Raw genomic sequence first — 12,869 nt, forward strand, 5'->3', positions numbered from 1 at the left:
GTCCCTTTGCGATGCCCGGCGACGAAATTCGGTGGGATAAGGTATCACCCAAAGCAAAGGGGAAGGGCTCGCGCCCTCCCCCTGCCTGTATGCAACTGCCTGTCTCCCCGGCAGTCCGCACACGAAGGACGTGCGGACTACAGTGGAAGGGCGTGCATCACGCCGCCAGCGCGCCCTTGGCCTTCTCGGCCAGCGCCGCGAAACCGGCCGCATCGTTCACGGCGATGTCCGCCAGCACCTTGCGGTCCAGGGTGATGCCGGCCTTCAGCAGGCCGTTCATGAAGCGGCTGTAGCTCAGGCCGTTGATGCGGGCCGCCGCGTTGATGCGGGTGATCCACAGCGAACGGAAATTGCGCTTCTTCTGCTTGCGGCCGATGTAGGCGTACTGCTGCGCCTTGATGACCGCCTGCTTGGCGACGCGGAACACCTTGCGGCGGGCATTGTAGTAGCCCTTCGCCAGGGTCAGGATCTTCTTGTGACGGCGGCGCGCCTGTACGCCACGCTTGACTCGTGCCATGACTTATTCCTCCTCAGAGATACGGCAGCATGCGGTCCAGACGGCCCGCGTCCTCGGCACGAACATGGTTCGTCTGCCGCAGGTTGCGCTTCCGCTTGGTCGCCTTCTTGGTGAGGATATGGCTACGGTTGGCGTGGCCGGCCTTGTACTTGCCGGAAGCGGTCTTGAAGAAACGCTTCGCCGCCGCCCGGTTGGTCTTGATCTTGGGCATCGCTATGTCCTTGATGGTCTCTTGTCACTGGCCAGGGCGGTGGCCTTCGCCACGCTTTCCATCCATGCCCTCTGCCCGCTTGCGGCCCGCAGCCATCGCCGCGGACCGGTCCTGAGCCGTAAAAAAAACGGCACCCGGCGAACCGGGCCGCCCATTATGCCTTTGCGCATACGGACTTGCAAACCCCACCGGGGATCTGCCGGAACGCCGGAGGCGATCGCCGCCCGGTATCCCCTACTTCTTCTTCGGCGCGATCATCATGACCATCTGCCGCCCTTCCAGGCGCGGGCGCGACTCGATCACGATGTCCTCGCCCAGGTCGGCCTCGATGCGCGCGGCCATCTGCCGGCCCAGATCCTGGTGGCTCATCTCGCGGCCGCGGAAACGGATGTTGACCTTGACCTTGTCCCCTTCCTCCAGGAACCGGCGCATGTTGCGCAGCTTGATCTGGTAGTCGCCCTCGTCGGTGACCGGACGGAACTTGACTTCCTTGATCTCGGACTGCTTGGACTTCTTCTTGGCTTCGTTGGCGCGCTTTTGCTGCTCGAAACGGAACTTGCCGAAGTCCATGATCTTGCAGACCGGCGGATCGGCCTGGGGCTGGATCTCGACCAGGTCCAGACCTTCCTCCTCGGCCATCGCCAGGGCCTCGTCGCGCGACAGGACGCCGATCATCTCGCCGTCGCTGCCGATCACGCGCACGCGCGGCACGCGGATCTCGTGGTTCCTGCGATTCTGTTTGTTGTCGGGGGTACTGATATTGCGATCTCCATAGGGAAACGGACCGGCCCGCACTCATGGCGGGCCGGGACGGTGGTTCAGGCGCCCAGCTCGGCGTTCAGGCGATCGACGAAGGCCTGGACGGACATCGAGCCCAGGTCCTCCCCCGATCGCGTACGTACCGCCACGGCGCCATTTTCCTTCTCCCGGTCTCCCACAACCAGCAGATACGGCACCCGCTGCAACGTATGTTCGCGAATCTTATAGCCGATCTTCTCGTTCCGCAAATCGGCACTGACCCGGAAGCCTTGATTCGCAAGGGTTTTCTGTACCGACTCGACGTAGCCGGCCTGGGCGTCGGTGATGTTGAGCACCACGGCCTGCTCCGGCGCCAGCCACAGCGGCAGCGAGCCGGCATGGTGCTCGATCAGGATGCCGATGAAGCGCTCCATCGAGCCGACGATGGCCCGGTGCAGCATCACCGGGTGGCGCTTCTGGCTGTTCTCGTCCACGTATTCGGCGCCCAGGCGCTGGGGCATCATGAAGTCCACCTGCACGGTGCCGAGCTGCCAGGTGCGGCCGATGGCATCCTTGAGGTGGTACTCGATCTTCGGGCCGTAGAAGGCGCCCTCGCCCGGCAGCTCCTTCCAGGCCACGCCGCAATGGCGCAGCGCCGAGCGCAGCGCTTCCTCGGCCTTGTCCCAGGTCGCGTCGTCGCCCAGGCGCTTTTCCGGGCGCAACGCGATCATGATCTGGATGTCGTTGAAGCCGAAATCGGAGTACACCTTCAGCGCCTGCTGGTGGAAGGCGGTGACCTCGGACTCGATCTGGTCCTCGGTGCAGAAAATGTGGCCGTCGTCCTGGGTGAAGCCGCGCACGCGCAGGATGCCGTGCAGCGCGCCGGAAGGTTCGTTGCGGTGGCACGAACCGAACTCGCCGTAGCGGATCGGCAGGTCGCGGTAGCTGTGCAGGCCCTGGTTGAACAGCTGCACATGCCCCGGACAGTTCATCGGCTTGACCGCGTAGGTGCGCTTCTCCGACTCGGTGAAGAACATGTTCTCCTGGTAATTGTCCCAGTGGCCGGACTTCTTCCACAAGCTCACGTCCAGGATCTGCGGGCAGCGCACCTCGCCGTAGCCTGATTCCCGGTAGACCCGGCGCATGTACTGCTCGACGACCTGCCAGATCGCCCAGCCCTTGGGATGCCAGAACACCAGGCCGGGCGCCTCCTCCTGGAGATGGAACAGGTCCTGCACCTTGCCGATGCGCCGATGGTCGCGCTTCTCGGCCTCCTCCATGCGCTGCAGGTAGGCGTCCAGCTGCTTCTTGTCGGCCCACGCGGTGCCGTAGATGCGCTGCAGCTGCTCGTTGTTGGCATCGCCGCGCCAGTAGGCGCCGGAGATGCGGGTCAGCTTGAATGCCTTCAGGAAACGCGTGTTGGGCACGTGGGGGCCGCGGCACATGTCCACGTATTCCTGGTGGTAGTACAGCCCGACCTGCTTGATGTCCTCGGGCATGTCCGCGATCAGGCGCAGCTTGTAGTCCTCGTGGCGCTGCTCGAAGATGCGGATGGCCTCGGCACGCGGGGTCATCTTCTTGACCACGTCGTAGTCCTGGTCGATCAGCTCGCGCATGCGCTGCTCGATCGCCTGCAGGTCCTCCGGGGTGAAGGGCTGCTCGCTGTAGATGTCGTAGTAGAAGCCGTCGGCGATGACCGGGCCGATCACCATCTTGGCCTCGGGGTAGAGCTGCTTGACCGCGTGGCCGACCAGGTGCGCGCAGGAGTGGCGGATGATGTCCACGCCCTCCGGGTCCTTGGGCGTGATGATGCGCAGCCGCGCGTCATGGTCGATGAGGTCGCAGGCATCGACGAGCCCGCCGTCGACCTCGCCGGCCACGGTCGCCTTGGCCAGGCCGGGACCGATGGACTCGGCCACCTGCATGACGCTGACGGGGGATTCGAATTCGCGACGGCTGCCGTCGGGAAGAGTGATGGTGATCATGATGGGAACGATGTCGTTGGCTGGCCGGAGCCAGTGCTTGCGCGTGGGGAGCGCGGCCTTGGAGGCGGGTGCCGTCCGGGGACGAGCGCATGAAAAAGGCGCCACGAGGGCGCCTTTCGCGGCAACCTCGGGCAGGATCAGCAATGGATGCGGGTAGTGTCCATGTCGCACGCTCGGCCGGCTCGCGCAGGCCACCTTGTCCGGATAGGCTGTCTAGATGGGGCTGGGCGCATGGTAAACCAAGCCGCAGGCCCGGTCACCTGCCACCCGCGCGCATCAGGGCGCCTCGGTCTCCGCCAATGCCTGGCGCAGCATGGAGCGGGCCGCTTCGCTGAGCTTGTGATGGTCCAGCGCGTAGCGGATGGTCGCCTCGATCAGGCCGATATGGGTGCCGCAATCGAAACGAGTCCCTTCGAAGCGGTACGCGTAGACCGGCTCGATCTCCAGCAGGCGCGCGATGGCATCGGTCAGCTGGATCTCCCCGCCGGCACCGGCGCGGGTGCTCTCCAGCAGGCTGAAGATGGTCGGGCTGAGGACGTAGCGCCCCACCACCGCCAGGGTGCTCGGGGCGACCTCCGGCTTGGGCTTTTCCACGATCGCCTCGATCCGCCCCTTGCGGCCGTCGAACGCCTGGGTGGCGACGATGCCGTAGCTGCTGGTGCTCTCGCGCGGCACGTCCTCCACGGCGATCATGCTGGCCCCGGAAGCCTCCGCCGCGTCGGCCATTTGGCCAAGCGCACTCTGCCCGGTGGTGGCCCAGATCATGTCGTCGGGCAGCAGCACCGCGAACGGCTCGTCGCCCACGATCGGCTTGGCGCACAGCACCGCATCGCCCAGGCCGCGGGCCTCGGTCTGGGTGACGAACACCGCGCGCACGCCCTCGGGCAATACGTGGCGGACCATCTCGAGCTGCTCGAACTTGCCGGCATGCTCGAGCTTCTGTTCAAGCTCGTAGGCCTTGTCGAAATAGTCCGCCACCGCGTGCTTGTAGCGGTTGGTGACGAAGATCAGCGTATCGCAACCGGCGTCGATGGCCTCGTCCACCGCGTACTGGATCAGCGGCCGGTCCACGATGGGCATCATTTCCTTGGGCACGGTCTTGGTTGCCGGCAGGAAGCGGGTACCCAGGCCGGCTACCGGGAAAACGGCCTTGCGAATGCGCTTGCTCATCAATGCCTTCTTGCCTCTCGTGCGGGGAACGGGACGACGACCGCGGTACGCGCTGCACACACCAACGGCGCGAACTCGGGCATGTTTTCCTGGAGGATAGCCGACAAGGCCGCCTCGTCGTAGCAGCCCACCGCCGCGCGCAGCCGCGCCACGCTCTGCAGGACCGCTTCGTGCGCAAAGGACCTGGCCGAGGCCTCGAACACCTTCGGATGCGAGGTCGGGCGATACTCCTCGTCCGGATAGAACAGGGTCTCGTGCAGCTTCTCGCCGGGGCGCAGGCCGGTGTACACGATCGCGATGTCCTTGCCCGGCCGCTTGCCGGCCAGCCGGATCATCTGCTCGGCCAGCTGCCGGATCAGCACCGGCTCGCCCATGTCCAGGGTGTAGATGGCCCCGGGCGTGGACATCGCGGCAGCCTGCACGATGAGCTGGCAGGCCTCGGGGATGGTCATGAAATAGCGGCTGACCTCCGGGTCGGTGACGGTGACCGGACCGCCCTGGCGGATCTGCTGGCGGAACAGCGGGACCACGCTGCCGGCGGAATCGAGCACGTTGCCGAAGCGCACGACCACATACCGGGTCGCCCCGCCCTGCCGGGCCAGGCTCTGGCAGATCATCTCCGCGTAGCGCTTGGTCGCGCCGAGCACGTTGACCGGCTGCACCGCCTTGTCGGTGGAAATCAGCACGAAGGTGTCCACCCCGGCCTCGCGCGCCGCCCGGGCCACGTTCTCGGTGGCCAGCAGGTTGTTGCGCACCGCCTCGCGCAAGTGCGTCTCCAGCAGCGGCACCTGCTTGTAGGCCGCGGCATGGAACACCGCGTCGGGCACGAGCCCGGCCATGGCATGGCGCATCAGCGCCGGGTCGCCGCAATCGCCAAGCACGCAGCGCACGTCCAGATCGGGGAAACCGCGCCTGAGGTCAGCGTGAATGGTGAGCAGGGCAAGCTCGTCGATTTCCACGAGCACGATGCGCTCGATGCCGTGGCGCGCGCATTGGCGGCAGACCTCCGAGCCGATCGAGCCGCCCGCGCCGGTCACCAGCACGGTACGGCCCGACAGCCAGGCGTGCACCAGCTTCCAGTCCGGCTTGACCGGCTTGCGGTTGAGCAGGTCCTCGATCGCCACTTCCCGCAGCTCGCCGGGCAGGGCGTGGCCTTCCAGCACATCGGTCAGGTGCGGCACGCGCCGGAACGGCAGGCCGGTGGATTCGCACAGCGCCACCACGCGCTGCATGCCCTGCGCGTCCAGCGAGGGAATGGCGATCACCAGCAGGTTGGCCCCGACCTCGCGCGCCACCATCGGCGCCTGGTCCAGCGTGCCCAGCACCGGCAAGCCCTGCATCTTCGCGCCGCGCAGGGCCGGCGCGTCGTCGAGCAGGCCGACCGGGTAGTAGCTGCCCGAGCGGCGCAGGTCGCGCACCAGCATCTCGCCCGCGCGTCCCGCGCCCAGGATCAGCACCCGCTGCGCCGCCCGTCCCTGCTGCGCCAGCTGGTGGTCCTTCCACGCGCGGTAGACCAGGCGCGGCAATCCGACGAAAGCGACCAGCGCGAACGGATAGACCGCCAGCACCGACAGCGGGATGCCGTCGAAACGCTTGTAGGCCAGCAACACCACGATCGCCAGCGTGCCGATCAGGCTGGCGCGGAAGATGTTCCACAGGTCCGGGACGCTGGCGAACCGCCACAGGCCGCGGTACAGGCCCAGCCGCCAGAACACCAATCCCTGGGCCACCAGCACGATCGCCGTATCCACGTTCCACAGCGGCAAGGCTTCGGGATGGGCCAGCATCGAGTAGCGCACCAGGTGCAGCAGTTCCCAGCACAGCCACACCATGAACAGGTCGTGCAGCACGACCAGGGTACGTACCGTGCTCGGCGCCCATGCCAAGCGGGAGGCCTTGCGGCTCATTTCGATGATTCCTCCTGAACCCGTCTGTCTGCTGCCAACCGCAGCCATGAAATGATGACGCAACCGACTGCAGGCTTAACGGTACCACGGTCGTATTACTGGAAACGCGCGGCGAATGTGGCCAGCACGGCGGTCACGCCGGCATAGGCCAACGTCACCGGCACGTGGCTGCCATGCCGTCGCGCGAGACGCTGGTAGAGATGCGTGGCATGAGGCTGCCACCATTTCTCGCCACGCAGCATGCGCCGCACCAGGGTGAAGCCGGCGTCTGCCAGGAACGGCAGCAGCGCCAGCGCCGAGGGCCACGCACCGGGACGCTGCAGCACCAGCACCGCCAGCAGCCAGGCCAGTACCAGGCCCAGGGCGCCACTGCCCACGTCGCCCAGGAATATCCGGGCGCGGGGAAAGTTGAAGGGCAAGAACCCCAGGCAGGCCGCCGCGGCCACCCAGGCCAGCAGCCGCCAGTCCCCGGCCAGCCCCGAGGCGAACAGGCCGGCGCACAGCAACGCCTGGCTCGCGGCCAGGCCGTTGATGCCGTCCATGAAGTTCCAGACATTGACCAGGCCCGGCACCAGCAGTGCGCCTGCCACGGCCAGCCAGGCCGGCGCGCCGGCCCACCACAGCGCACCGCCCAGCAATGCACCGGCCAGGCCATGCACGGCCAGCCGGAGCCAGGGGGACAACGGACGATGGTCGTCCCACGCACCGATGCCGGCCACCAGCGCCAGCGCCAGCACGAAGCTGCCCAGCAGCGCCGCCTCCGCCCCGGAGGCCCGCACCAGCAGCCCCGCGGCGACAGCCAGCATCACCGCGACGATGGCCGCGCCGCCGCCACGTGGCGTGGGGACCTGGTGGCTGCGCCGCTCGCCCGGCTCGTCCAGCAGCTGGCGGGCCAGCGCGTAGCGCCGCGCGAGCCAGGTGCCGGCGGCGCTGGCGATGCCGGCCAGCGCGATCCATGCGCCCATGCAGGACATCAGACCACGGCGTAGTTGAGCAACGGCTTGACCGTGCCCCACTCCTTGCAGCTGGGGCATTGCCAGTGATGGGTGCGTGCACCGAAGCCGCAGCGCGTGCAGCGGTAGCTGGGATTGCGCACCAGCAACTGGTCGGTGATGTGGCGCAGATCCTGCAGGGTCGCCACGGGATCGGCCCCCTCGGCCAGGGTCAGGCCGATCAGCGCGGACTCGCCGCGTACCGACGGGCGGTCCTTGAGCTGGCTGGCCAGGTAGCTGCGCGCCGCCGCCAGCCCTTCCTGCTGCTCGATCAGCTGGGTGAGCGCCAGCACCGGCGCGATGCCGCGGTAGTGCTCGGTCATCTCCGCCAGGAACGAGCGCGCACCGGTCAGGTCGCCGGTCTTGCGGTAGCTGTCCATCAGCGCCGGCAGGATCTCCGGCAGATAGTCCGGATCGTGGCGCGCGGCACGCTCGAAGGCGCGCACCGCGGCCTCGGAATTGCCGGCATCGACCTCGATCCGCCCTTCCAGGATGCCGGCCCGCACCGAGGCCGCGTCGGCCTGGTAGGCCCGGGCCACCGCCTGCCGTGCCAGCTCGGGTTTGCCGGCCGCGCGGTAGCGGTCGGCGAGCTCGCACTCGAACTGGCCGATCAGCTTGCCCATCGGCTCGCCGGTGACCTCTTCGTAGCGGCTGGCGTTGTCGATGGCCTTTTCCCAGTCGCGCTCGGCCTGGTAGATGGTGATCAGGTGCTTGAGCGCCTGCGGGGCGCGCTGGTCGATCTTGGCCAGGTCGGTGAACACGGTCTCGGCCCGGTCGAGCAGGCCGGACTTCATGTAGTCCTCGCCCAGCGCCAGCAAGGCGATCACCCGTTGCTGGTCGCTCAGGTCGTGGCGCTGCACCAGGCCCTGGTGCAGGCGGATGGCGCGATCCACCTCGCCGCGGCGACGGAACAGGTGGCCCAGGGCCACCTGGGTCTCGAAGGTTTCCTTGTCCAGCTCGGCGATGTGCAGGAACAGCTCGATGGCCTTGTCCGGCTGCTCGTTGAGCAGGTAGTTCAGGCCACGGAAATAGGTGCTCGACAACCGGCTGACCTGGCTGTCGCCGTGGCGCTGCCCTCCCCGCCGCCCCACCACCCAGCCGCTCAGCGCGGCCAGCGGCAGGAACAGGAAGAACCAGAACCACTCGTTGAGGAATTCCATCGGTCAGGCTCCATTGCCCGGTGCCTGCACGTCGGATGGCGACGGCGGCACGGGTTGCGTCTTGAGTTGCTTGTTGGCCCGGCGCAGGCGCCCGTACAGGGGCAGGACCACCGCGGCCAGCACGATCGCCGCACCGAGCACGACCCCGGCCAGCAGCGCGAAGATGATGGCGATGCCGGAGGAAGTGACGATGCTGGTCACGCCCAGGTCGACGACCAGGCGCTCGGAATTGAGGGCGCCGATGACCAGACCGACCAACAGGAAGGCCAGCAGCACCAGCACGCGGAAGATGTTCATGGGAAATCCGGACCCCAGGGAGAGGCCTGCAAGCTTAGCCGACGCGGGGACGCCGATGCGTCCGCCACGGCTCAGGCCGGATCTTCCTGCTCGGGCACCACGGCGCTGACGCGGTCGCGCAACTCCTTGCCCGGCTTGAAGTGCGGCACGTGCTTGCCGGCCAGCGCGACCGATTCGCCGGTCTTGGGGTTGCGCCCCAGGCGCGGCGGACGGTAGTGCAGGGAAAAGCTGCCGAAACCGCGGATCTCGATGCGATCGCCCGAAGCCAGGGCCACGCCCATCATCTCCAGCAGCGACTTGACCGCCAGGTCCACGTCGTCCGCCTTCAGGTGCGCCTGGCGGCGCGCCAGGATCTCGATCAGTTCCGACTTGGTCATGGGGCCAGAAGGTAAACGGGGAAAACGAGGGATGGCCCGGGGGAAGACCCCGGGCCATCCGATGCCGTTGCAGGCTGGCTTACTCGGACTTGCCGCCCAGCTGCTCGCGCAGCAGCGCGCCCAGCTTGGTGGTGCCGCCGGCGGCGCTCTGGTACTCCTCGAGCACCTCGCGCATCTCGGCGTCGTCCTTGGCCTTGATCGACAGCTGCAGGGTGCGGCCCTTGCGGTCCATGCCCACGAACTTGGCCTCGACCTTGTCGCCGACCTTCAGGTGCTGCGAGGCGTCGTCGACGCGCTCGTTGGCGATGTCGCGGGCCGAGACGTAGCCCTCGATGCCGTCGGCCAGCTCGATCGTGGCGCCCTTGGCATCCACTTCCTTGACCGTGCCCTCGACCTTGGAGCCCTTCGGATGGGCCGCCATGTACTGGCCGAACGGATCCTGCTCGAGCTGCTTGACGCCCAGCGAGATGCGCTCGCGCTCCGGATCGACCGCCAGCACGACGGCTTCCAGGGTGTCGCCCTTCTTGAAGTTGCGGACCACGTCCTCGCCGGTGGTGTTCCAGCTCAGGTCGGACAGGTGCACCAGGCCGTCGATGCCGCCGTCCAGGCCGATGAAGATGCCGAAGTCGGTGATCGACTTGATCTGGCCGGACACCTTGTCGCCCTTCTTGTGGATGGCCGCGAAGGTCTCCCACGGGTTGGCGGCGACCTGCTTCATGCCCAGCGAGATGCGGCGACGCTCCTCGTCCACGTCCAGGACCATGACCTCGACCTCGTCGCCGACCTGCACGACCTTGGACGGGTTGACGTTCTTGTTGGTCCAGTCCATCTCGGACACGTGCACCAGGCCTTCCACGCCCGGCTCGATCTCGACGAACGCGCCGTAGTCGGTGACGTTGGAGACCTTGCCGAACACGCGGCTGTTGGCCGGGTAGCGGCGGGCGATGTTGTCCCACGGATCCTCGCCCAGCTGCTTCAGGCCCAGGCTGACGCGGTTGCGCTCGCGGTCGAACTTGAGCACGCGCACGTCCAGCTCGTCGCCGACGTTGACCACCTCGGACGGATGGCGCACGCGCTTCCAGGCCATGTCGGTGATGTGCAGCAGGCCGTCGATGCCGCCCAGGTCCACGAACGCGCCGTAGTCGGTCAGGTTCTTGACCACGCCCTTGAGCACGGCGCCCTCGACCAGCTTCTCCATCAGCTGCTCGCGCTCCTCGGAGTGCTCGCTCTCGACCACCGCGCGGCGGGAGACGACCACGTTGTTGCGCTTGCGGTCCAGCTTGATGAGCTTGAACTCCAGCTCCTTGCCTTCCAGGTAGGCCGGGTCGCGCACCGGGCGCACATCGACCAGCGAACCCGGCAGGAACGCGCGGACGTCCTTGATGTCGACGGTGAAGCCGCCCTTGACCTTGCCGCTGATGCGGCCGGTCACGGTCTCGTTCTTCTCCAGCGCTTCCTCCAGCTCGTCCCACACCATCGCGCGCTTGGCCTTCTCGCGCGACAGCACGGTTTCGCCGAAGCCGTTCTCGATGGAATCGAGGGCGACCTTGACCTGGTCGCCCACGCCCACGTCGATCTCGCCGGCGTCGTTACGGAACTGCTCGATCGGGACGATGCCCTCGGACTTCAGGCCGGCATTGATCACCACCACGTCGCCGCGCACTTCCACGACGGTACCGGTGACGATGGCGCCGGGCTTCAGCTTGGCCAGGTTGGCCTGGCTGGCTTCGAACAGTTCGGCAAAAGATTCGGTCATTTGTATGGTTACTCGGTTGAACACACGGACGACCACCCCGACCGGGACGCGCCGTCCACCCTGTTAGTCGACCCCGAAAGGCCGTGTGTGAAGTGGGAAAAACCGCCGCACCTCGGGGAACGGCGGAGCCTGGCTTGCAACGGGAAAACCGATCCGGCTGCCCCGCCCCGTCGTTGCCACGGGGCAGGCCCGCCACGGGGACGCCGGATCAGGCCGCCTTGGGCAGCAAATCCAGCACGCGCGCGACCACCTGTTCGATGTCCAGGCCGGTGGTATCGATCAGCACGGCGTCGTCGGCCGGCCTGAGGGGCGCCACCGCGCGCTGGGCGTCGCGGGCGTCGCGAGCCATGATCTCGCGCAGCAGGTCGGAAAATATAACCGAAACCCCTTTTTCCTTCAACTGCTTATGCCGCCTGACCGCACGTTCCTCGGCGCTGGCGGTCAGGAACACCTTGTACTGCGCGTCCGGGAAGATCACCGTGCCCATGTCGCGGCCGTCGGCCACCAGCCCCGGCGCCTTGCGGAAGGCACGCTGGCGCTCCTTCAGCGCCGCGCGCACCTCGGGGATGGCCGCGATCGCCGAGGCCACCGCGCCGGTCGTCTCCAGGCGCAGCTCGTCGGTGGCATCGACCTCGTTGACCCGCACGCGCAACCCACGCTCGGGCGAATCGATGAAGTCGATGCGCGTGTCGAAGGCGCAGCGCACCAGGGCCGAGGCATCGGACAGGTCCAGGTCGGCCCAGCTGGCGGCCACGCCGACCGCCCGGTACAGGGCGCCGGAGTCCAGGTAGTTCCAGCCCAGGCGCGAGGCGACGATCCGGCTGACCGTGCCCTTGCCGGCACCGGAAGGGCCATCGATCGTCAGGACGGGGGGCGACTCGGCCATGGCCATGGGGTTCCTTGCGTGCGAAAACGGCGATTGTAGCCGCCCCCGGCGCCGCGCCAGAGCAACCACTTGAAACCGCAGGGGAAAGCCCGCTAGAATTGCCGGCTTGTCGCGCCCGGTGCATCCGGTGCGTCCAATTCCCGAATTCAACGTTTACGCCGAGGTGTGTCATGAAGGTCCTGTCCTCCCTGAAGTCGGCGAAGACCCGTCACCGCGACTGCAAGGTGGTCCGCCGCCGCGGCAAGGTCTTCGTGATCTGCAAGTCCAACCCGCGCTTCAAGGCCCGCCAGCGCTGAGCCGGCAGTGGTAGAAGCGACGTGTCCGAAAAAGCCGCCTTCTGGCGGTTTTTTCGTTATGGGCGGCGCTTCGCGGGTGCTCGCGGTGGCCGGACCGACCGGCGGCACCCGGGAAACAGCGGTTTTCGGTCGGCGTTTTTGCTGTAATCGCGCCTCAAACCTCCGGGGAGTCCAAGCCAATGAAATGCCTGCTTAGTGCCGTTTCCCTCGCCCTGCTGCTGCTCGCCGGCAACGCCGCCGCCCAGCGGGCGCCCGAGACCCTGTTGGTGGACCGCGTCCATGCCAAGCCCGTCGCCAGCCCGGTGCGCGGCCTGACCATGGCCCAGGTCGAGGCGCGCTACGGCGCCCCGACCGAGAAGCTGGCCCCGCGAGGCGGCCAGAAGCGTGCCTGGCCGACGATCAACCGCTGGGTCTACCCCGAGTACACCGTGTACTTCGAGAAGAGCCGGGTGGTGGACGTGGTGGCGCACCGCGCCAGCCCCGACGAGATCGGGCCCAAGCCGCCGATCCGCTGACCCCGCGGGTTCGATCCACATCCCGGCCGGCAGGGCGCCATTGCCGCGACCTGCCGGCCGCC

At 67.5% G+C, this 12,869-nt stretch carries 14 protein-coding genes; 2 read left to right on the forward strand and 12 right to left on the reverse strand.

All coding sequences use genetic code 11. From position 1 onward, the window contains the following. Nucleotides 1–157: 157 nt before the first annotated feature. From rplT to cmk, 12 genes are all read right to left on the reverse strand, one after another. Nucleotides 158–517, reverse strand: coding sequence for a 50S ribosomal protein L20 (gene rplT / locus BN3794_RS08545; protein ID WP_066096064.1), 360 nt, complete (start codon nucleotides 515–517; stop codon nucleotides 158–160). A 13-nt stretch (nucleotides 518–530) separates the two neighbouring features. Beyond that, the gene (rpmI, locus tag BN3794_RS08550) at nucleotides 531–728 is read right to left on the reverse strand and encodes a 50S ribosomal protein L35 (protein ID WP_066096066.1); all 198 of its coding nucleotides are present in this window, start codon (nucleotides 726–728) and stop codon (nucleotides 531–533) included. Between the two features lie 234 nt (nucleotides 729–962). Then, complete coding sequence (gene infC, locus BN3794_RS08555) at nucleotides 963–1,487, reverse strand: translation initiation factor IF-3 (protein WP_236493234.1); 525 nt, start codon at nucleotides 1,485–1,487, stop codon at nucleotides 963–965. A 59-nt stretch (nucleotides 1,488–1,546) separates the two neighbouring features. After that, on the reverse strand, nucleotides 1,547–3,451 hold the full coding sequence (gene thrS / locus BN3794_RS08560) for a threonine--tRNA ligase (protein ID WP_066096072.1): 1,905 nt from the start codon (nucleotides 3,449–3,451) through the stop codon (nucleotides 1,547–1,549). A 276-nt stretch (nucleotides 3,452–3,727) separates the two neighbouring features. Then, nucleotides 3,728–4,621 (reverse strand): UTP--glucose-1-phosphate uridylyltransferase GalU, encoded by an 894-nt coding sequence (gene galU, locus BN3794_RS08565; RefSeq protein ID WP_066096075.1) that lies wholly within the window; start codon nucleotides 4,619–4,621, stop codon nucleotides 3,728–3,730. Further along, nucleotides 4,621–6,528, reverse strand: a complete 1,908-nt coding sequence (locus tag BN3794_RS08570) for a polysaccharide biosynthesis protein (RefSeq protein WP_066096078.1) — start codon at nucleotides 6,526–6,528, stop codon at nucleotides 4,621–4,623. The genes galU and BN3794_RS08570 overlap by 1 nt, the downstream gene beginning before the upstream one ends. 95 nt (nucleotides 6,529–6,623) lie before the next feature. Then, the gene (locus tag BN3794_RS08575; RefSeq protein ID WP_236493201.1) at nucleotides 6,624–7,493 is read right to left on the reverse strand and encodes an MraY family glycosyltransferase; all 870 of its coding nucleotides are present in this window, start codon (nucleotides 7,491–7,493) and stop codon (nucleotides 6,624–6,626) included. Nucleotides 7,494–7,501: 8 nt separating this feature from the next. Continuing rightward, nucleotides 7,502–8,680 (reverse strand): lipopolysaccharide assembly protein LapB, encoded by a 1,179-nt coding sequence (gene lapB, locus BN3794_RS08580; protein WP_066096081.1) that lies wholly within the window; start codon nucleotides 8,678–8,680, stop codon nucleotides 7,502–7,504. A 3-nt stretch (nucleotides 8,681–8,683) separates the two neighbouring features. Next, on the reverse strand, nucleotides 8,684–8,977 hold the full coding sequence (locus tag BN3794_RS08585; protein WP_066096084.1) for a hypothetical protein: 294 nt from the start codon (nucleotides 8,975–8,977) through the stop codon (nucleotides 8,684–8,686). Nucleotides 8,978–9,048: 71 nt separating this feature from the next. After that, nucleotides 9,049–9,354: an integration host factor subunit beta gene (locus tag BN3794_RS08590; protein WP_066096087.1), complete on the reverse strand. Its 306-nt coding sequence runs from the start codon at nucleotides 9,352–9,354 to the stop codon at nucleotides 9,049–9,051. Between the two features lie 79 nt (nucleotides 9,355–9,433). Continuing rightward, nucleotides 9,434–11,110, reverse strand: coding sequence for a 30S ribosomal protein S1 (gene rpsA / locus BN3794_RS08595; protein ID WP_066096090.1), 1,677 nt, complete (start codon nucleotides 11,108–11,110; stop codon nucleotides 9,434–9,436). 208 nt (nucleotides 11,111–11,318) lie between these two features. Then, nucleotides 11,319–11,996: a (d)CMP kinase gene (cmk, locus tag BN3794_RS08600; protein ID WP_066097180.1), complete on the reverse strand. Its 678-nt coding sequence runs from the start codon at nucleotides 11,994–11,996 to the stop codon at nucleotides 11,319–11,321. 170 nt (nucleotides 11,997–12,166) lie between these two features. Between cmk and ykgO the strand changes: the two genes are divergently transcribed. Together ykgO and BN3794_RS08610 are read left to right on the forward strand one after the other, a co-directional pair. Continuing rightward, complete coding sequence (gene ykgO, locus BN3794_RS08605) at nucleotides 12,167–12,292, forward strand: type B 50S ribosomal protein L36 (protein ID WP_005913193.1); 126 nt, start codon at nucleotides 12,167–12,169, stop codon at nucleotides 12,290–12,292. A 179-nt stretch (nucleotides 12,293–12,471) separates the two neighbouring features. Beyond that, nucleotides 12,472–12,807 carry a hypothetical protein gene (locus BN3794_RS08610; protein ID WP_066096092.1) on the forward strand — a complete coding sequence of 112 codons (336 nt, stop codon included), beginning with the start codon at nucleotides 12,472–12,474 and terminating at the stop codon, nucleotides 12,805–12,807. Nucleotides 12,808–12,869: the final 62 nt, after the last annotated feature.

Origin of the sequence: Xanthomonas massiliensis (assembly GCF_900018785.1) — a bacterium.
In the GTDB taxonomy this organism is placed as follows: domain Bacteria; phylum Pseudomonadota; class Gammaproteobacteria; order Xanthomonadales; family Xanthomonadaceae; genus Xanthomonas_B; species Xanthomonas_B massiliensis.